The sequence below is a fragment of the Fundidesulfovibrio magnetotacticus genome (assembly GCF_013019105.1).
Classification (GTDB): Bacteria; Desulfobacterota; Desulfovibrionia; order Desulfovibrionales; family Desulfovibrionaceae; genus Fundidesulfovibrio; species Fundidesulfovibrio magnetotacticus.
This window is the reverse complement of sequence record NZ_BLTE01000003.1, coordinates 245,630-264,263: the sequence shown is the minus strand read 5'-3', so window position 1 is coordinate 264,263 and position 18,634 is coordinate 245,630. Positions and strand designations below refer to the sequence as shown.

19 protein-coding genes and 1 riboswitch are annotated in these 18,634 nt (G+C 68.7%); of the genes, 13 read left to right on the top strand and 6 right to left on the bottom strand.

The genetic code is table 11. The features are described from left to right. The first annotated feature begins 3 nt into the window (after window positions 1-3). A riboswitch (cobalamin riboswitch) is annotated at window positions 4-119 on the top strand. Window positions 120-247: 128 nt separating this feature from the next. Both cobT and NNJEOMEG_RS05510 read left to right on the top strand, forming a co-directional pair. Continuing rightward, window positions 248-1,318: a nicotinate-nucleotide--dimethylbenzimidazole phosphoribosyltransferase gene (cobT, locus tag NNJEOMEG_RS05515; RefSeq protein WP_173082123.1), complete on the top strand. Its 1,071-nt coding sequence runs from the start codon at window positions 248-250 to the stop codon at window positions 1,316-1,318. Between the two features lie 86 nt (window positions 1,319-1,404). After that, complete coding sequence (locus NNJEOMEG_RS05510) at window positions 1,405-1,599, top strand: hypothetical protein (RefSeq protein WP_173082121.1); 195 nt, start codon at window positions 1,405-1,407, stop codon at window positions 1,597-1,599. 7 nt (window positions 1,600-1,606) lie between these two features. Here the strand turns inward: NNJEOMEG_RS05510 and NNJEOMEG_RS05505 are convergent, their stop codons facing one another. The 5 genes from NNJEOMEG_RS05505 to NNJEOMEG_RS05485 form a co-directional block, all read right to left on the bottom strand. Beyond that, the gene (locus NNJEOMEG_RS05505) at window positions 1,607-2,902 is read right to left on the bottom strand and encodes a DUF2142 domain-containing protein (protein WP_173082119.1); all 1,296 of its coding nucleotides are present in this window, start codon (window positions 2,900-2,902) and stop codon (window positions 1,607-1,609) included. A gap of 513 nt (window positions 2,903-3,415) precedes the next feature. After that, window positions 3,416-4,351, bottom strand: coding sequence for a hydroxymethylbilane synthase (gene hemC / locus NNJEOMEG_RS05500; RefSeq protein ID WP_173082199.1), 936 nt, complete (start codon window positions 4,349-4,351; stop codon window positions 3,416-3,418). Then, a complete protein-coding gene (locus NNJEOMEG_RS05495; RefSeq protein ID WP_173082117.1) occupies window positions 4,342-4,584 on the bottom strand; it encodes an FmdB family zinc ribbon protein in 243 nt (80 codons plus the stop codon). Before NNJEOMEG_RS05495 ends, hemC begins: the two co-directional genes overlap by 10 nt. A gap of 26 nt (window positions 4,585-4,610) precedes the next feature. Further along, a complete protein-coding gene (locus NNJEOMEG_RS05490) occupies window positions 4,611-5,228 on the bottom strand; it encodes a D-sedoheptulose 7-phosphate isomerase (protein WP_173082114.1) in 618 nt (205 codons plus the stop codon). 134 nt (window positions 5,229-5,362) lie between these two features. Continuing rightward, window positions 5,363-5,617, bottom strand: a complete 255-nt coding sequence (locus tag NNJEOMEG_RS05485) for a hypothetical protein (RefSeq protein WP_173082112.1) — start codon at window positions 5,615-5,617, stop codon at window positions 5,363-5,365. Here NNJEOMEG_RS05485 and NNJEOMEG_RS05480 point away from each other — a divergent pair. The 8 genes from NNJEOMEG_RS05480 to NNJEOMEG_RS05445 all read left to right on the top strand — a co-directional run bounded on the left by NNJEOMEG_RS05480 (window position 5,617) and on the right by NNJEOMEG_RS05445 (window position 15,225). Next, window positions 5,617-6,780: an ABC transporter substrate-binding protein gene (locus NNJEOMEG_RS05480; protein WP_173082110.1), complete on the top strand. Its 1,164-nt coding sequence runs from the start codon at window positions 5,617-5,619 to the stop codon at window positions 6,778-6,780. The two genes, NNJEOMEG_RS05485 and NNJEOMEG_RS05480, sit on opposite strands and share 1 nt — an antisense overlap. 92 nt (window positions 6,781-6,872) lie before the next feature. Then, entirely contained in the window at window positions 6,873-7,997 is a 1,125-nt protein-coding gene (locus NNJEOMEG_RS05475; protein ID WP_173082108.1) for a branched-chain amino acid ABC transporter permease, read from the top strand. Window positions 7,998-8,000: 3 nt separating this feature from the next. Then, a complete protein-coding gene (locus NNJEOMEG_RS05470) occupies window positions 8,001-9,017 on the top strand; it encodes a branched-chain amino acid ABC transporter permease (protein WP_173082106.1) in 1,017 nt (338 codons plus the stop codon). Window positions 9,018-9,019: 2 nt separating this feature from the next. Next, window positions 9,020-9,787, top strand: coding sequence for an ABC transporter ATP-binding protein (locus NNJEOMEG_RS05465; RefSeq protein ID WP_173082104.1), 768 nt, complete (start codon window positions 9,020-9,022; stop codon window positions 9,785-9,787). Next, entirely contained in the window at window positions 9,784-10,509 is a 726-nt protein-coding gene (locus tag NNJEOMEG_RS05460; protein ID WP_173082198.1) for an ABC transporter ATP-binding protein, read from the top strand. Before NNJEOMEG_RS05465 ends, NNJEOMEG_RS05460 begins: the two co-directional genes overlap by 4 nt. A gap of 4 nt (window positions 10,510-10,513) precedes the next feature. After that, window positions 10,514-11,062, top strand: a complete 549-nt coding sequence (gene thrB, locus NNJEOMEG_RS05455) for a homoserine kinase (protein ID WP_173082102.1) — start codon at window positions 10,514-10,516, stop codon at window positions 11,060-11,062. 4 nt (window positions 11,063-11,066) lie between these two features. After that, window positions 11,067-12,803 (top strand): serine hydrolase domain-containing protein, encoded by a 1,737-nt coding sequence (locus tag NNJEOMEG_RS05450; protein WP_173082100.1) that lies wholly within the window; start codon window positions 11,067-11,069, stop codon window positions 12,801-12,803. Between the two features lie 94 nt (window positions 12,804-12,897). Continuing rightward, window positions 12,898-15,225, top strand: a complete 2,328-nt coding sequence (locus NNJEOMEG_RS05445) for an ATP-binding protein (RefSeq protein WP_173082098.1) — start codon at window positions 12,898-12,900, stop codon at window positions 15,223-15,225. A 40-nt stretch (window positions 15,226-15,265) separates the two neighbouring features. Here the strand turns inward: NNJEOMEG_RS05445 and NNJEOMEG_RS05440 are convergent, their stop codons facing one another. Further along, complete coding sequence (locus NNJEOMEG_RS05440; RefSeq protein ID WP_173082083.1) at window positions 15,266-16,162, bottom strand: LysR family transcriptional regulator; 897 nt, start codon at window positions 16,160-16,162, stop codon at window positions 15,266-15,268. Window positions 16,163-16,290: 128 nt separating this feature from the next. On the opposite strand from NNJEOMEG_RS05440, the gene NNJEOMEG_RS05435 reads away from it, so the two are divergent. The 3 genes from NNJEOMEG_RS05435 to NNJEOMEG_RS05425 are packed head-to-tail and all read left to right on the top strand — an operon-like array spanning window position 16,291 to window position 18,612. Beyond that, the gene (locus NNJEOMEG_RS05435; RefSeq protein ID WP_173082081.1) at window positions 16,291-16,671 is read left to right on the top strand and encodes a carboxymuconolactone decarboxylase family protein; all 381 of its coding nucleotides are present in this window, start codon (window positions 16,291-16,293) and stop codon (window positions 16,669-16,671) included. A gap of 44 nt (window positions 16,672-16,715) precedes the next feature. Further along, entirely contained in the window at window positions 16,716-17,294 is a 579-nt protein-coding gene (locus NNJEOMEG_RS05430) for a hypothetical protein (RefSeq protein WP_173082079.1), read from the top strand. Window positions 17,295-17,322: 28 nt separating this feature from the next. Next, window positions 17,323-18,612 carry a DUF401 family protein gene (locus NNJEOMEG_RS05425; RefSeq protein ID WP_173082077.1) on the top strand — a complete coding sequence of 430 codons (1,290 nt, stop codon included), beginning with the start codon at window positions 17,323-17,325 and terminating at the stop codon, window positions 18,610-18,612. Window positions 18,613-18,634 lie beyond the last annotated feature (22 nt).

Below are 18,634 nucleotides of genomic sequence, written 5' to 3'. Positions count from 1 at the left end.
TACGGAACACGGTGCGATTCCGTGGCGGACCCGCCGCAGTAAGCGGAGACGATGCCCGCGTAACCACTGTCCCTGGGGATGGGAAGGGCGGGCGGAGGACGACCCGCGAGCCTGAAGACGAACGGCCGGACCCGATCCGCGGATTGATCCCATGGCAACGGCAATCCCTTGTCCCCCCTCACGGGGGGCCGGGGGATTTTTTTATTGCACCGGCAGGCCCAGGACCGCCCTTCACAAGGATTTCACCATGCACTCTCGCCTCAAGGCCCTCACCGACCCCATCGCCCCCGTGGACGCCTCCCTCGTCCCCGCGATCCAGGCCCGCCTGGACGACCTCACCAAGCCCCAGGGCAGCCTGGGACGCATGGAAGAGCTGGCCCTGCGCCTGGCCCTCATCCAGGGCGGCGGCAAACCCCAGGCAGACCCGGCCGCGCTCTTCACCTGCGCCGGAGACCACGGAGTGGCCCAGGAGGGCGTGAGCCTCTTCCCGCAGGAGGTCACCCGGCAGATGGTGCTCAACTTCATGGGCGGCGGCGCGGGCATCAACGTGCTGGCCCGCCAGGCCGGAGCGGAACTCGTGGTGGTGGACGCCGGATGCGCCGGGCCGGACTTCCCGGAACACCCGGGCCTGGTGCGCGCAAAGGTGGCCCCGGGCACGCAAAACATGGCCAAAGGCCCGGCCATGACCATCGAACAATGCCTGCAAGCCCTGGAACTGGGCGCTTCCCTGGCCAGCCAGGCCGCCGGGCGCGGCGTGCGCGTCATCGGCACCGGCGACATGGGCATCGCCAACACCACGCCCTCCACCGCCCTCTACTGCGCCTTCCTGGATCTGACCCCCGAAGCCGTCGCCGGCCCCGGCACCGGGCTCGCCCCCGAGGCCGTCAGCCGCAAGGCCCGGGTGATCGAGACCTGCCTCGCCGTGAACCGCGAGGCCGTGGCCTCGGGCGACCCCCTGGCCATCCTCGCCGCGCTGGGCGGCTACGAGATCGCCTGCATCGCCGGGCTGATCCTGGGCGGCGCGGCCAACCGCCAGGCCGTGCTGGTGGACGGCTTCATCTCCACCGCCGCCTGCGTGGCCGCCATGCGCATGGCCCCCGCCGTCAAGGACTACTGCTTCTTCAGCCACGCCTCGGCCGAACCCGGGCACAAGGCCGTGATGCGCGCCCTGGACGCAAACCCCCTGCTCGACCTTGGCCTGCGCCTGGGCGAAGGCACTGGCGCGGCCCTGGCCCTGATGCTCCTGCGCGCCTCGGCCGCCGTGCTCAACGAAATGGCCACCTTCTCCCAGGCCGGGGTGAGCCGCCAGGACGGCTGAACGCTCGACAAACCCGGCCAGCGGAGTTATTAAGTTAGCAAAGGGCGGCCTTCCCGGCCGCCCCGCGCTCTCTCCCGGAGTCCGTCATGAACGACGGCCTTGTCCACTTCGCAGGCTATGACGGCCTGGTCCACTCGCCGGACGCCATCGTGGCGCAGCCGCCGGGGCATTTTTGGGCCCACGACCCCGGGCACGTCATCATCCCCACACCGCCCGCCGACCAGGTGATCCACACCATCACCGAGAACTTCGTGGGCCACGTGATCAACGAAATCGTCTAGTCTCCGGTCAGCACGGTATCCGCGCCAGCCCCACCGCCGTGAACGACCACGCGGACATCACCCACAAGATCGCCCCCAGGCCCCACAGCCACGCCCGGCCGCGCCCCAGTTCCGGGCCAAGCAGCGCCAGCACGCAGCCCGTCATGGGCAAAATCGGGAACAGATACCGCCCCTGCGACTGGAAATCGTTGTTCCACGAGTGCCACAAGGACTGCCCCACCGTGAGCAGCGCGAACGCAAACCACAGCGCGAACGCCCCGCGCGCCCACATCCCCGCCCGCAACAGCGCCGCCGCGTAGGCCAGCCCGAACACCGCCGCCGCGCGGCCGATCCACCGGTAGAACAAGAGCGGCGCTTCCACGTCCATTGCCCCGTACTTGCCGAACGCGCTGCGGAACGTGAACACGTGCCACTTCCACTCGCCCGTGAACATCTCCGCCAGCGTCACGCCCTTGGAGCGCATCCGCGACCCCCAGAACCCCTTGCCGTCCACCTGCGCCGAAGGCTTGAACTCCGGCGCGGCCATCTGCTCCGCCAGCCTGTGCTGCGCGTCCGGCGGCTGCGCCGCCGCCACCATCAGGTGCGCCCCGTATCGCGCGCCGAAGATCAACGCCGCCAGCCCCAGCGCCAGCCACGCCTCCCGGCCGCCCACCCCCGGCAAGCCCCTGCGCGCGCCCGCCGCCATGGTCCAGAACGCCACGAAAAACACCAGATACACATAGTAATTCTGCTTGGAGACCGTCAAAAGTCCAAGCAGCAACCCCATGCCCCACACCCAGCCGCGCCCCACGGACTCCGATCCGGACGCCAGGCGCACCGCGCACAGCCACACGGCGCCCATGCTCAGCGCCAACGGCAACGCGTCGCCGTTGAAATAACTGAACACGTACCAGGCCTGGGGCGTCAGGTACAAAGGCAGCAACGCCAGACGCCACCGCCCGGGCACGCTCCATGCCATCGCCGTCAGCAACGCGAACAGCAGCACGTTGAACAGACGCAGAGCAACATGATCCTGCCCCACCAGAGGCCGCGCCAGCACCGCGAACTTGCCCGCGAAGAAATACACCGCGTCCAACTGGTTGAGGTACGACACCCCGTAGTTGCTGTAGGCCCCCCTGGCACGCTCGTCGCCCACCGCCGGAGGATCCCAGTACCGCATGTAGTACTCCCCCGCGCCCACGTGATCCTTCTCGTCGGGATGCGCCGCGAAAGCGCTCAGCAACGCCATCGCCACCACCAGCCCCAACGTTCCCGCCGTGGCGGCGCGCCAAAGCAGCGTCCAAAGGCGATCAGGCGAGGTCACGAAAAGCCTCGGACAGAAGGGAGAGGGGCGGGAAGTACGGCGAAAGGAGGTGCGGAAGGACGGAAGGAGAATATGCCTCCGGCGGGCAAAGGGCTACGCCCTCTGCACTCCCTTTCGGCTTCGCGGGCTTCACCGGATGCGCATGCGTTGCCTGTCGCGCGGGAATTCGCGCAAAGCCGCGAATCCCCGCGCGGGGGGCCGTGGCGCTTCGCGCAAGGGGTTGGATCAAGAACTCTTTTGGGTTTCTGAAGACAAATTCCTTGCGCATCGCCGCTTGCGGCGATGGCAGTCCGCCGGGATAAGCGCCTGCCTTGAGGCGCGTTCCCGGCGGGTGTCTGCTGCCGTGCCGCGTACGGACCAGCACCCGAAGTCGTGGCCGGTGAAACCCGCGAAGCAATCGCCGGGTCCGGGGGGAGGCTCTCCCCCTGGCGGGAGAGTGCAGAGAGGGCGGAGCCCTCTTTGCCCGCCGGAGGCGCTCCCCCCCTCCTCTCCGCCGTCCCCGCCGCGTGCATTCTAGGCTTTGCCTTGTCCGTAGACGGCACGGAGGATGTCGCCTCCTCCTTGGGCCAGCACGTCTTCGGCCACGAGGCGTCCCAGTTCCATGGCCTGCCCGCGGGGCGCGCGGCGTTCCGCGCGCACGGGGCGTTTGCCGTCGGGGTCCGCTACGAGTCCGGTGAGCGCCACCTGGTCGCCCTCGAGGCGTCCGTGGGCGGCTATGGGCACCTGGCAGCCGCCTTCGAGGCGTGCGAGGAAGGCGCGTTCGGCGTCCACGGCGTCGCGGGTGTCGGGGTGGTCGAGGAAGGCGGTGAGGTCGCGGGTCTTGGCGTCGTCGGCGCGGAATTCAAGCCCGAGGGCCCCCTGGGCCACGGCGGGGAGGAAGTCCGGGGGGCCGAGGCGGACGTTGTGGGGCGCGGTGAGTCCCAGGCGGTTGAGACCTGCGGCGGCCACGACGATGGCGTCGAACTGGCCGTCGAGGAGCTTGCCCACGCGGGTGTCGAGGTTGCCGCGCAGCATGCGTATCTCCAGGTCCGGGCGCAGCGCCAGGAGCTGGGCCTGGCGGCGCAGGCTGGAGGTGCCCACCACGGCGCGCCGGGGGAGCGCTTCGAGGGAGGGGTACTGCGTGGCGAGCAGGGCGTCGGCCAGGTCTTCGCGCCGGGGGATGGGGCCGAGGACCAGGCCCGGGCGGCGTTCCACGGGCACGTCCTTCATGGAGTGCACGGCGAGGTCGGCGCGTCCGTCGGCCAGGGCTTCCTCGATCTCCTTCACGAAGAGGCCCTTGCCGCCCACCTTGGCCAGGGGCACGTCGAGGATCTTGTCGCCCTGGGTCTTGAGGATGAGCAGCTGGACGCCCAGGCCCGGGTGGCGGGCTTCGAGGAGTCCCTTGATGTGGTGGGCCTGCCAGAGGGCCAGCTTGGAGCCGCGGGTGGCGATGGTGAGGCTCATTTGCACGTTGAGCAGCTCCCGCCGGAGCATCCGGCGCAGCCTCCGCTCCTGGGGACGGAGGCGGGAACGGTGGACCCCTGGTAGCCGCCTGGGTTGTGTCCGGCGGTGTGACGGCAGGCGCTCATGAGCTTGCCGGTGTCCTGGGAGCCGCACTGGGGGCAGGGGGGCTTGGCGTCTCCGAAGACGAGTTCCTCGAAGTCCGCGCCGCACTGGTTGCAGCGGTATTCGTAGATGGGCATTGGGTGAGCTCCTTGGGGCCGCGCTTTCAGGGCGCGGCGTCGAGATATGGCTTGAGTTCCATGACGGCCTCGAAGAGGTAGTGGTCGGCCAGCTTGCAGAGCAGGTGCCCGCAGGCGATGTGGATCTCCTGGACCATGGCGGTGACGCCGTGGGGCACCAGGAGCGCCAGGTCGCTGAACTGGACGATCTCGCCGTTTTTTCCTGCCATGCCGATGGTGGTCAGCCCTTTTTCCCTGGCGAGGCGCATGGCGGCCACCACGTTGGGGCTGTTGCCCGAGGTGGAGATGCCCACGAGCACGTCGCCGGGGCGTCCGAGGGCCTGCACCTGCTTGGAGAAGACCTGGTCGAAGCCGTAGTCGTTGCCGATGGCTGTAAGGACGGAGGTGTCGGTGGTCAAGGCCAGGGCGGGGAGCGGCGGGCGTTCGAGCTGGAAGCGGTTGACGAACTCGGCGGCCAGGTGCTGGGCGTCGGCCGCGGAGCCGCCGTTGCCGCAGAAGAGGATTTTTCCGCCCTTGGCGAGGCACAGGGCGAGTGTGCGCCCGGCGGCGACCACGGCCTGTCCGTTCTCGCGAAAGAAACGTTCGCGCAACTGAGCGCCTTCCCGTGCGTGCTCGTGGACGATCTCGAGGGCGTCGGTGGACATGTGGCCTCCGTTGTTGGTCGAACCGGGGGCGTAAACCTAACCAAAACGCGCTCCAATGACAACGGCGGCAGCCAGACGGGGAGTGACTGTTGCAATGGTGTGAAATCCAGGATAATCAAGCTCATTGCTTCGATTCAGGTTTCGTGGGCACGCCGGGCATCTTCAACAATTCCGGGCGCGGGCGCAGTGCGGCCCGGCACGGTTCCGCTGAGCGAAACGATGCACGTTTTTGGCGTTCCTCTGGCCGGAACAACGATATTTTTGCAATTTTGTACTTTTTTTTCATTGCCGGTTACGCTATCAGATGCCTGCCGCAGCATCGCGGCGGACGTTTGTGGAGAGGCTTCATTGCGGGCAATCACGCCCAACCCAACCACAGGAGCGGTCAATGAAAAAATTCCTCGTTGCCTTGCTGGTCGCGGCCTTCGCCTTCCCGGCGGCCGCATTCGGCGCCGACACCATTAAAATCGGCTTCAACATCCCGCTCACGGGCGACATCCCCAAAGTGGGCGAGATGAGCAAGAACGCCGCCGAGATGCTCAAGGAAAAGATCAACGGCGCCGGCGGCCTGGACGTGGGCGGGAAAAAGTACCAGCTCGAATTCGTCTACGTGGACAACGAGGCCAAGCCCGAATCCGCCGTGAACGCCGCGCTGAAGCTCATCGAGGGCGAGAAAGTGCTGGCCATGGTCGGCCCCCAGGGCTCCGGCCGCGCCATCCCCGCCGCCGAAGTGGCCAACAACAACAAGACCGTCATGATCTCGGGCTGGTCCACCAACCCCAAGACCACCCTTGACCGCCCCTACGTGTTCCGCGCCTGCTTCCTCGACGACTTCCAGGGCCCCGTGGCCGCCAAGTTCGCCGCCGAGCAGCTCAAGGCCAAGAAGGCCGCCGTGCTCTACGCCGTGGACCAGGACTACTGCAAAGGCATCTCCGAGTTCTTCAAGAAGGACTTCGAGAAGACCAACGGCGCCGGCTCCGTGGTGGCCTACGAGACCTTCACCACCAAGGACGTGGACTTCTCCGCCCAGCTGACCAAGATCATCAAGGCCAACCCCGACATGCTCTTCGTGCCCCAGTACTACAACGAAGTGGGCCTGATCGTGAAGCAGGCCCGCGACCTGGGCTTCAAGGGCCCCATCCTGGGCTCCGACTCCTGGGGCTCCGCCGAACTCATGAACCTCTGCGGCGACGACTGCAAGGGCCAGTACTTCGTGACCCACTACGCCGCTGCCGGCGCCAAGGGCGCGACCAAGGAGTTCATCGACGCCTTCACCGGCAAGTTCAAGCAGGTGCCCGACGACGTGGCCGCCCTCACCTGGGACGCCACCGGCATGGTGCTGGCCGCCGTCCAGAAGATGGGCGCCCCCTCCGGCGACCTGGCCAAGGACCGCACCGCCCTGCGTGACGCCATGGCCTCCATGCGCGGCTACGATGGCATCACCGGCAAGATGAGCTACGACGGCAAGACCGGCGACCCGGTCAAGTGCGCCGTGATCGTCAAGATCACCGACAAGGGCGAGTTCTCCTTCCACGAGTCCGTCTGCCCGTAACCGATCGACCCCATGGGGCGCGGGCGTGCTGCACGCCCGCGCCCCCGACGTTCCCTTCCAGCGGCCCTTAATCCGTCAGCCTCGGGACCAACATGCTCGACACCGTCATCCAACAGGCGCTCAACGCCTTGCAGCTGGGGAGCTACTACTCCCTCATCGCCCTGGGCTACTGCCTGGTCTACGGCGTTTTGCTGCTCATCAACTTCGCGCACGGCGACATCTTCATGGTGGGGGCCTACATCGCCTTCTTTGCCGCCACCTTCCTCATGGGCCAGCACGCGCTCATCCCGCCCGCCTCGCCCGTTGCGGTGAAGCTGGCCTTCGCGGGCTTCTTCGCCCTGCTGCCCACCTTCGCCATGGCCTGGTGGCTGGGCAGGAAGCGAAGTCACGGCCAGGCCCTCAACGTGAACTACCCCGCCGTGGTCGGCGGCGTGTTCGTGGTGTTCTCGGCCGCCGTCTTCTACTTCGGCCAGAGCGTCTCCATCGCCTCGGGCACGGACAAGCTGGTGGTCTTCGCCGTGACCATCCCCCTGACCATGGTGCTCACCTCCGTGGTGGGCGTGTTCATCGAGCGCGTGGCCTACAAGCCCCTGCGCCTCAAGGGGGCCAACCGCCTCTACGTGGTCATCACGGCCCTGATGATGGGCATCATCCTGGAATACGGCAACCTGTCGCTGTTGGGCACGAGCCGCCTCTCCTTCCCCACGCTCCTGCCGCGCACCGTGTTCGACGTGCTGGGGGCCAAGATCACCATCACCAAGCTCTCGGGCATCGCCGTGAGCTTCCTGGTGTTCGCCCTGCTCCAGTGGATCGTCACGCGCACCAAGCTCGGCATGGCCATGCGCGCCGTGTCCTACGACAAATTCGCCGTGCCCCTCATGGGCATCCCCCTGGACGCGGTGATCATCTTCACCTTCTTCCTGGGCTCCTCCATGGCCGGCCTCGCGGGCATGTTCTACGCCATGAACTTCCCCGTGCTGGACCCCTTCATGGGCGCGCTGGTGGGCTGGAAGGCCTTCGTGGCCGCCGTGGTGGGCGGCATCGGCGACATCCGGGGCGCCTTCGTGGGCGGTTTCCTCCTGGCCTTCCTGGAAGTGACCGTGGCCGCCACCTTCAGCTCCGAACTGCGCGACCTGATCAGCTTCACCATCCTTCTGGGCATCCTCACCTGGAAGCCAACGGGGCTTTTCGGCAAGCCCAAAACCACGAAGATTTAAGCCATGGGCAAGTCACTCACCGTTCCGGCTCTCCTGGCAGCCCTGCTGCTGATGGCCGTGGCCGCCGCCAAGATGGGCATTCTGGGCCAGTACGCCATCACCTTTCTGTGCAGCATGGGCATCTTCATCATCCTTTCGGCCAGCCTGAACCTCGTCAACGGCTACATGGGCGAGTTCAGCTGCGGCCACGCCGGGTTCATGGCCGTGGGGGCCTACGCCTCCTCCATCCTGGGCGTGTTCCTCTTCGTGCCGGACCAGGTGTTCGGCCAGCCGCTGCTCTCCATGGCATGGAGCCCATGGGCCTTCCCGATCGTCCTTGCGGCTGGCTTCGTGGCCGCCGCCCTGGCCGGGCTCGTGGTGGCCATCCCCTCCTTCAAGACGCGCGGCGACTACCTGGCCGTGATCACCCTGGCGGCGGGCTACATCATCAAGAGCGCCATCGAAAACGTTGAGGCCGTGGGCGGCCCACGGGGATTCATGGGCATGGGCAAGATCGTCCAGGGCATGGACGCCGTGGCCAAGCTCCCCTGGATGCTCGTGTGGATCTTCCTGGGCGTGGTGTTCACCATCTGGATTCTGCGCCGCTTCGTCTACTCCACGCTCGGCAAGGGCGTGATGGCCATCCACCAGGACGAGGTGGCCGCCGAGATCATGAGCGTGAACACCAACAAGATGAAGCTCATCGCCTTCATGCTCTCCTCCGGGCTCGCGGGCCTGGCGGGCGGGCTCTTCGCCTACATGGTGAGCTTCGTGAACCCGGCCTCCTTCACCATCCTGCGCTCCACCGAGTGTCTGGTGATGGTCTACCTGGGCGGCATGGGCTCGCTCACGGGGTCGGTGCTCTCGGCCATCGTCTTCGCGGTGATGCTCGAATTCCTCAAGCCCCTGGAGCAGCTCAAATGGGTGGCCATCCCCCTGCTGCTCATCCTGCTCATGCAGTTCCGGCCCGAAGGCATCATGGGCAACCGCGAGCTCTCGGACATCTTCCCCAAACTCAAGCGCTACTACAGGTTCAAATAGCCATGGCCCTGCTCGAAATCACCGATCTCACCCAGCGCTTCGGCGGGCTCATCGCGGTCAACGACTTCTCGGTGCGCCTTGAAGGCCGGGAATTGAACGCCCTCATCGGACCCAACGGAGCGGGCAAGACCACCGTGTTCAACCTGGTCAGCGGCTTCTACCAGCCCTCGTCGGGTTCCATAACGATCAACGGCGTGAACACCCGGGGCATGAAGCCCCACCAGGTGACCAGCCTGGGCGTGGCCCGCACCTTCCAGAACATCCGCCTCTGGAACGACATGACCGTGCTCGACAACATCCGCGTGAGCCAGCACTCCCGCCTGGGCTACTCCCTGGCCGACTCCATCCTGCGCACGAAGCGCTACGCCGACCGCGAAGCCGCCATCGAGCGCACCGCCATGGAGCTGCTGGAATTCATGGGCATGAAGGACCTGGCCAACGAGTTCCCCCCCAACCTCTCCTACGGCACCCAGCGCAAGGTGGAGATCGCGCGCGCCCTCTCCACCAAGCCCAAGCTCCTGCTCCTGGACGAGCCCGCCGCGGGCCTGCCCTCCTCCGACGTGGTGGAGCTCATCCGCCTGATCGAATGGATCTACAAGGAGTTTGACCTGGCCATCTGGATGATCGAACACCAGATGACCGTGGTCATGAGCCTGTGCAAATGGATCAAGGTGATCGACTTCGGCGCCACCATCGCCGAGGGCAACCCCGAGGACATCCGCAACAACCCCACGGTGATCAAAGCCTACCTGGGCGACGAGGCCATCTGATGCTTTGCGTCTCCAATCTCAAGGTCAAATACGGCAACATCGAGGCCCTGCACGGCGTGAGCTTCACCGTGGAGAAGGGCGAGATCGTCACCCTCATCGGCGCCAACGGCGCGGGCAAGACCACCACGCTGTTGACCATCGCCCGCCTGGGGCCGCCCGAAGGACCCCGCGTCACCGAGGGCGACGTGACCCTGAACGGACAGAGCCTGCTCCCCGTGCCGCCCCATCAGGTGGTGGCCAACCTGCGCATGGCCCTGGTTCCCGAAGGACGCCACATCTTCGGCAACCTCTCCGTGATGGACAACCTCACCCTGGCCACCTACGCCCGCCAGGACAAAGACCGCGCCGCCAAAGACCTGGACTTCGTCTTCGAGCTCTTCCCCAGGCTGTCGGAGCGCCGCAAGCAGCGCTCCGAGTCGCTCTCGGGCGGCGAGCAGCAGATGCTGGCCGTGGGACGCGCCCTCATGAGCGGGGCCGACTTCATCCTCCTGGACGAACCCAGCATGGGCCTGGCCCCCCTGCTCATGTACGACATGTTCCGCACCCTCAAGAAGCTCAACCAGCAGGGCATGACCATCCTCCTGGTGGAGCAGAACGCCCGTCTGGCCCTGGATTTCGCCCACCGGGGCTATGTGCTGGACACCGGACGCATCGTGGCCCAGGGCCCCTGCGACGAACTGCGCGACAACCCGGACGTGAAGAAGGCCTATCTTGGCGGTTGAGGCCATGACTCCCTTCGCGCCCCTGGGGCGCATCTCCGACGAGCGCTGCGTGAGCCTCATAGGCATCGCGGGAGCGGGCAAGACCACCCTGGGCAAGGCCCTGGCCGCCCGGCTCGGATGGGCGCACCTGGACACGGACCGGCTCATCGAGGCCACCCTGGGCCAGCCCCTCCAGGCCATCCTGGACGAGCGCGGCCTCACGGGCTTCCTGGCCGCCGAGGAAGCCATGGTGGCCACCCTGGGGGTGAAGCGCACGGTGGTCTCCACCGGGGGCAGCGTGGTCTACAGCCGCAAGGCGGTGGACCGCCTCAAGTCCCTGGGGCCGGTGGTGCACCTGCGCATCGGCCTGGACGACTTCCTGGAGCGCGTGCAGGGCGCGGACGGCCGCGCCTTCGTGCGCCCGGACGGACGCTCCCTGGCCGACGTGTTCGCCGAGCGCGAACCCCTCTACCGCCAGGCCTGCGACTTCTCCCTGGACACCTCCCACGCGGACCTGGACGCCAGCGTGGAGCAGTGCGCCGGCCTCCTGGCCGGGCTGCTCGCCGGAGACTGACCCCATGGGACGCCTCGCCCTCGCTCTGGCGGCGTGCGTCCTTCTGCTCCTCCCCGCGTCCGCGCCCGCGGCCGACCCCTACGCTCCCCTCAAGAAGCGCCTCACGGAATTCCTCACGCGCCAGATGCGCGCCAACCAGGTCAAGGGACTGGCCGTGGTCCTGCTGGACGGACCGCGCATCGCCTGGATGCAGGGCTTCGGCTGGGCCGACGAGGCGCAAGACGCGCCCGCCGGGCCGGACACGGTGTGGCGCATGGGGTCGATCTCCAAGGTGGTCACAAGCTACCGCGCCGCCATGCTGGCCCAGGCCGGTAGCCTGGACCTGGACGGCGACGTGCGCCGCCACGTGCCCGCCTTCGCCGTGCGCAGCCGCTTCCCCGAGGCCGCCATCACCCCGCGCATGCTCATGACCCACCACTCCGGGCTGCCCACGGACATCCTGGCAGGCATGTGGACCGACCGCCCCGAGAGCCTGGAGGCCTTCATCCCCCGCATCGCGGGGGAGTCCCTGTGCAGCCCGCCCGGGCGCGAGTGGCGCTATTCCAACGTGGGTTTTTCGCTGCTTGGCCGGGCAATCGAAGAGGTGGAGGGCCTGCCCTTCGCCGAGGCCATGCGCCGGGGCCTGCTGGCCCCCCTGGGCATGGCGGACTCGGGTTTCGAGCTCACTCCCGCCCTGGCCCGGCGTCTGGCCCAGGGCTACGTGGCGGGTCGCCCGGCCCCGAGCCCGCCCCTGCGCGACCAGCCCGCCGGGTCGCTCTATTCCACGGCCGGGGACATGGCGCGCTTCATGAGCTTCGCGCTCTCGGGCGGACGGGGCCTGCTCACCGAGGAGTGGACCCAGCGCATGGGCGTGGTGCAGTTCCCCGGCCATCCACTGGATTTCGGCCTGGAGATGGGCCTGGGCTGGATGGTCTCCGGGCTCTCCATGGCAGACGGCCACAGGCTCTGGTGGCACGGCGGCGCGGCCGCCCCCTTCCAGACCCTGATGGTGGTCCAGCCCGACGAGGACCTGGGGGTGGCGCTCCTCTCCAACTCCATGGAGGCCTCGCGCTTCCTGCCCCAGGCGGCGCTCATGGCCCTGGACATGGCCCTGGAGGCCAGGACCAGGCGGCGCGCCCCGCCCCCTCCCCGCGTCCCGCCGCCAAGGGTCGTGCGCCTGGCCGCCGAGGAACTGGCCTCCTTCGCCGGTCCCTACGCCACCGTGGGCGCGCAGCTGGGCCACGTGCGCCTGGCCGGGGCCGGCCTCTACGCCGACATCCCGGGCCGGGCTTTCGAGATGGTCCCGCTGCTGGACGGGGCCTTCGCCGTGCAGCGCGACACGCTGGCCGGGCTTTTCCCGCGCCTGGACCGCGAGCTCTCCGTGCGCCCGGCCCAGACGGACGGCCGACGCTTCCTGGTGCTCCAGGGGCAGGCCATGCCCCTGCCCTTCGAGCAGCTGCCCCGCACCCCCCTGCCGCCCGCCTGGACCGCCCGCCTGGGAAACTACGCCCCGGACGGCCCCTGCGAGGGGCTGTGCTACGTGCGCCTGGAGCTGGCCCAGGCCCAGGACGGCGTGCTCACTGCACGGCTCTTCCTGGCGGCAGGGTCCGCGCCGCCGGGGCCTCCGGCCGTGTTCCCGCTGCTGCCGGTCTCGGACGCCGAGGCGGTCATCGCCGGAGCGGGGGTGGGTACCGGCCAGGCCGTGCGCGCGGTGGAGGGCGGCCTCTACCATTCGGGCTATCTGTTCAGGCCCGCGCCCTGACCGGCCGCCCGATCCTTTCACTGGACTTCCCCCCTTATTTGGTATTTACGATCAAACACCATCCCATTCTTTCGATCCATCCTCCGGGGAGCTTATGGAAGCCCACGGCAGCACCACCGCATCCCGTCGGACCCTCGCCCGGGCCCTGACCCTGGTGGTGTTGGCCGCCCTGATCCCGGCCACGATCATGCTGGTGCTGACCGGCTTGGAGCAGCGCGACATCGCCCGACGCGACGCCCTGGAAACTGCCCAGGGCCTGGCCAGGAGCCTTGCCGCCCTGCACAAGGCCTCCGCCGGTGAGGCCCGGGCCATGCTCTCGGCCCTGGCCCGCACAAACATAGTGCAAACGCGCGATCTCCCCAACTGCGCCGAGGTGTTCGCGGGCATCCTGGCCGACAACCCGCAGCTGACCAACGTCTTCCTGGCCGACGCCCCGGGCAGGGCCGTGGCTTCGGGACTGGCCCCGTTCACGGGGACCGACGTTTCCGACCGCGCCTACTTCCAGCGGGCCATGGCTTCCGGCCACTTCAGCGCCGGGGATCACATCCACGGGCGATCCTCCGGCCTGCCCATCCAGGTGTTCGCCATGCCGCTCAAAGCCCCGGACGGCCGCCCGGACGCGGTGCTGGTCCTGTCCTACAAGCTCTCCATGTACGAGCGCTTCCTGGAGGGCTACCCCATGCCCTCTTCCGCCAGGGTGGCTTTCATCGACTCCAAGGGCGTGCGCATGCTGGCCTTCCCCACGGAACCTGACCGCACGGTGGGCACCGCCGTTTCCCCGGCGGTGTGGGGGCGCATCCGCACGGCACAGAGCGACCAGGGCTGGTTCTCGGACAGGCGAACCGGCGGCGCGCCGGGCCTGTTCGTCTTTTCCAGGCTGCGCCTGGAGGGGGATCGGGAACCCTTCGTCAGCGTGGCGGTCTCCTTCTCCAACGAGGACATCTTCGGCAGGGCCGAACGCAACCTGGCGCGCAACCTCCTGCTCACAGCCCTGGCGGGCCTGCTGGCCCTTGCCGTCTCGCGGCGGCTGGGACGCAGGGCCATCCTGGACGGCGTGGAGGGCCTGCGCGCGGCCGCGGCGCGCCTGGGCGAGGGAGAGCTGGAGGCGCGCGCCGACGAAGCGCGCGGCTGCCTGGAATTCCGCGAACTGGCCGGCCGCTTCAACGCCATGGCCCAGGCGCTCCAGCGCCGCCAGGACGAAGTGACACGCTCCGCCCGGGACCTGTCCGCCATGCGCAACCTGCTGGCCAACCTCCTGGAGTCCATGCCCTCCGCGGTGATCGGGATGGACGCGCGGGAGCGCATCACCCACTGGAACCGGGGCGCGAAGAAGCTCACGGGCCTGGAGCCCGGGCAGGCCCTGGGCAGGACCCTCACCGAGGTGTTCCCCTGGCTCGCCCAGCGGGTGGACCACGTGGAGCGCGGCCCCCGGGACGTCGCCCCCCTCGAGCTGACGGCCAGCGCCCTCCCCGGGGCCGAGGGGACGCGCTACATGGACATCCTGGCCAGCCCCCTGGTGGCCAACGGGGTGGACGGGGCCGTGGTGCGCGTGGACGACGTGACCGAACGCGTTCGCCTGGAAGCCCTGCTCATCCAGTCGGAGAAGATGAACAGCATCGGCAGCCTGGCCGGGGGCATGGCCCACGAGATCAACAACCCCCTCTCGGGCATTCTCCAGGCAGTGCAGATCATCCAGCGCAGGCTCGATCCGTCCGCCGAAGCCAACCGCGCCGCGGCGCTGGCTTCCGGCGCGGACCTCGAAATCCTCCGGGACTACCTCCAGCGCCGGGGCATCTTCACCTTCCTGGACACGGTGCGCGAATCCGGCGAGCGCGCGGCGCGCATCGTGCGCAACATGCTGGGGTTCATCCGCAAGAGCGCATCGGCCCGCGTGCCGGTGTCCCTGCCCGAACTGGCGGACAAGACCATCGAGATCGCGGCCACGGACTACGACCTCAAGAAGAAGTACGACTTCCGCTCCATAGAAATCGTCCGGGAATACGCTCCGGACATGCCGCTCGTGCATTGTTCCGCCTCGGACCTGGAGCAGGTGGTCTACAATCTGCTGGTCAACGCGGCGCAGGCCATGGCCTCGAGGGATGCGCCCCCGGCGCCGCCCCGGCTGGTGGTGCGCGTCCACGCCGCCGACGGCATGGGCGTGCTGGAGATTGAGGACAACGGCCCCGGCATGGAGGAATCCGTTCGCCTGCGGGTGTTTGAGCCCCTTTTCAGCACCAAGCCCCCCGGGGAGGGCACGGGCCTGGGCCTGGCCGTGGCCTGGTTCATCGTGGTGAACAGCCACGGGGGCGACATCCGCGCGGAATCGAGCCCCGGGCGCGGCGCGCGCTTCGTGGTGCGCCTGCCCCTGGCAGGTCCCGAACACGCGGAATCCGGCGCGCCCCTCACGCCCGCGCGGGGGTGAAACTGGTTAGGTGCTGGTTGGACGCGGGTGGATTGCCCCCTCACGCCCGCGCGGGGGTGAAGCACTCCCTCGCCGCCTCCAGGAAGGCCCCGGCCGCGGGCGAGAGCCAGCGCCCCTCGTGGCGCACCAGGAGCACGCTGGCCCAGAGCGGCCCGCCGCTGAACCCGGCCAGGGAAAGCTCCCCCCGCGCCGCCTCGGCCCGCACGGCGAACAGCGGGCACACCGAGGCCCCCAGCCCCGAGGCCACGCAACGCTTCACGATCTCCACGCTGGAGCACTCCACCACCGCCTCCGGGCGCACGTGGGCCCGGCTCAGGGCCTCCTCGATGAGCCGCCGCGCGCTCCAGACATAGCGCGTGAGGAACAGGGGCATCCCCGCCAGGTCCTCGGGCCTGGCCACGCCGCCGTCCAGGGGCGATCCCGGCGGCAGGATCACCGTGAGCGGCTCGCGCCCGAGAACCTCCACCGCCAGCGACGGCCCCGTGAAAGGCTCGCCCAGGAGCAGGGCCACGTCCGTCACCCCGTGGGCCAGGTCGCGCGCCAACCCCTGGCGGGAGGTCTTGTCCACGCGCAGGCGCGTCTGGGGGAAGCGCTCCCGGAAGCGGCGCAGCACCCCGGGCAGACGCCAGGCCCCCAGGCTCTCGGAGACGCGCAGGGCCAGCTCGCCCGCCTCGTCGTCGCGGGCCGAGAGGGCCCGGCGCGCCTCGGCCTCCAGGTCCACCAGCCTGCGGGCGTGGGCCAGGAGCCGCCTGCCCTGTTCGGCCAGGAGCACGCCGCGTCCCACGCGGTCGAAGAGCGGCGCGCCCAGGGAGTCTTCCAGACCCTTGAGCTGGGCCGTCACGGTGGAGGGCGCGAGGTGCAGGGCCTCGGCCGCCCCGCGCACGGACCCGGCCGAAACCACCGCCAGGAAGGTCTTGAGCAGACGCAGTTCGAGCATTGTTCATCATCTCCGAACAGACAGTGCGAAACGATTCGCTTGTCACTCAACATGCCAGAGGCTACCTCCTGGATCAAGCCTTGAGGACGCCTGGCAACGTTCGGCAAACCAAAACAAAGGATTCCCTCATGGACGACTCCCTGAAATCCCTCTCCCTGGCCCGCAAAAAGGCCCACAAGCGCCTGCTGGACATGGACTCCCCGGTCTACAAGGCCTTCCTGGACATGGAGCGCGCCACCTATGCCGACGGGGCGCTCTCAAGGCAGGTGAAGGAGTTGATCGCCGTGGGCATCTCGGTGGTGATCGACTGCCGCTCGTGCATGCAGTGGCACGTGGAGCAGGCCGCCCTGTCCGGCGCGGGCGTGCGCCAGGTGCTGGAGGCCGTGGAGGTGGGCATGGAGATGGGCGGAGGACCGGCCACGGTGTCGGCGCGCTTCGCCCTGGAGGTGATGGAGGACGTGTTCGGCCGCGAGGCCCTGGCGGCCTCCCGCCCTGCCGGGAAGGTTTGAAATTCGCGGCCGATGGGAGTAGGGGGACGCCTCCGGAGGCACCCATGAAACACGTGAGCAAACGCACCCTGTCCCGGCGGCTGGCCGCCCTCTACGGCAAGATGGCCCAGGCCTATGCCCAGGCCGCCCCCCAGGGCTTCACCTGCCGGGATTGCGCCAGCAACTGCTGCGTCAGCTACTTCCAGCACCACACGCACATCGAATGGCATTACCTCTGGGAGGGCCTGGACGCCCTGCCCGCCGAGCGCCGCGAGGCCTACGTGGAGCGCGCCCGCGACTACGTGGCCAAGGCCCGCCAGGCCCTGGACGAAGGCCGCACGCCCGACGCCATGTGCCCGCTCAACGACGAGGGCGGCTGCGGCCTCTACGAACACCGCATGATGATCTGCCGCCTCTACGGCGTGCCCAACGTGGTGCTGGGCCGCGACGGCCTGCGCCAGTTCCCGGGCTGCCCCCGCTGCATGGACCTGGCCGATCCGGCCAAGCCCCCCGTGGTGGACCGCACCCCCCTCTACCGCGAGCTGGCCCAGCTGGAGATGGAATTCCTGGGGAGTCGGCGCAACCAGACCCCAAAAGTGGACATGACCCTGGCCGAGATGATCCTGGCGGGACCGCCCCGCTAGCCGACGTCCGCCGGGAAAGGAAGCGACCATGGTTTTCGAAGGCCTCCTGGCCCTGGCGAAGGTTCTCGGCGTGTTCGGCTGCATGTTGGCGGGCATGCGCCTGAAGCTTGGCATCGGCCCCTCCATCCTGGCGGGGGGCTTCCTGCTGGCCCTGCTTTTCGGCATGGGGCCGGGCGCGTGGGCCGAGGCTGCGGTCTCGGCGGCGCTCACGTGGCAGTGCCTGTCGCTGGCGGCCATCGTGGTGCTCATCCTCATGCTCTCCCACGTGCTGGAGCGCACGGGGCAGTCGCTGCGGCTCATGGACGCCCTGGCGGGCTTCCTGCCCAGCCGCAGGCTGCGGCTCATCTTCTTTCCGGTGCTCATCGGGCTTTTGCCCATGCCCGGCGGCGCGGCCTTCTCCGCGCCCATGGTGCGCCAGACCGGCACGCCCCTGGGCGTCACCGAGGACGAGATGTCCCTGGTGAACTACTGGTTCCGCCACGTCTGGGAGCTCTGCTGGCCCCTCTACCCCGGCATCATCATGACCGCCGGGCTCCTGGGCCTGCCCCTCTCCACCGTGGTGGTCCACACGTGCGCGGGCTCGCTGGCCTTCGCGCTCCTGGGCTGGTGGTTCATCCTGCGGCCCATGGGCCCGAGGCTCAAGGCCCTGGACCAGACCGCCCAGGACCAGACGCCCCCGGCCCGCGACCCGCTCCTGGCCCTGCGCCTGGGCGCGCCCCTGATCGTGGCCATCGCGGGCTCCTTCCTGCTGGAGGCGGCCGTTGCCTCTTCCTTCCCGGAGGCTTCCTTCGAGGTGGGCATCATCGCCGCCCTGGCCGTGGCCATCGTGGTGGCCTTCGTCCAGAACCGGGCCGGGCGCGACTTCCTGGTGCAGAGCCTGCTCCAGAAGGAGCTGCGCCAGACCCTGGTGCTGGTGGCGGCCATCTTCGCCTTCAACCAGGTGCTTACCGAAGCCTCGGTGGTGCGCGAGCTGGTGAAGCTGGGCGGCGACGCGGCGCTTCTGGCCGCCGCCGTGTTCGTGCCGCTGCTGGTGGGCATGGTGGCGGGCATCACCATGGCCTTCGTGGGCGCGTCCTATCCGCTGATCCTGGGCCTGCTGGACCAGCTGGGCCTGCGCGACCAGGCCCTTGCCTGGGCCGTGCTGGCCCTGGTTTCCGGGTTCACGGGCGTGATGGCCTCGCCCCTGCACATCTGTTTCGTCATGACCTGCCAGTACTTCGGGGTGGACCCCGCCCGCTCCTGGCGCAAGGTGATGGCTCCGTGCCTGGGGCTCTTCGTCTTCGGCTGCGCATGGTTCGCGGTGCTGCGCGCGCTCTGATCGCGCGTTGACCAAACCGTTC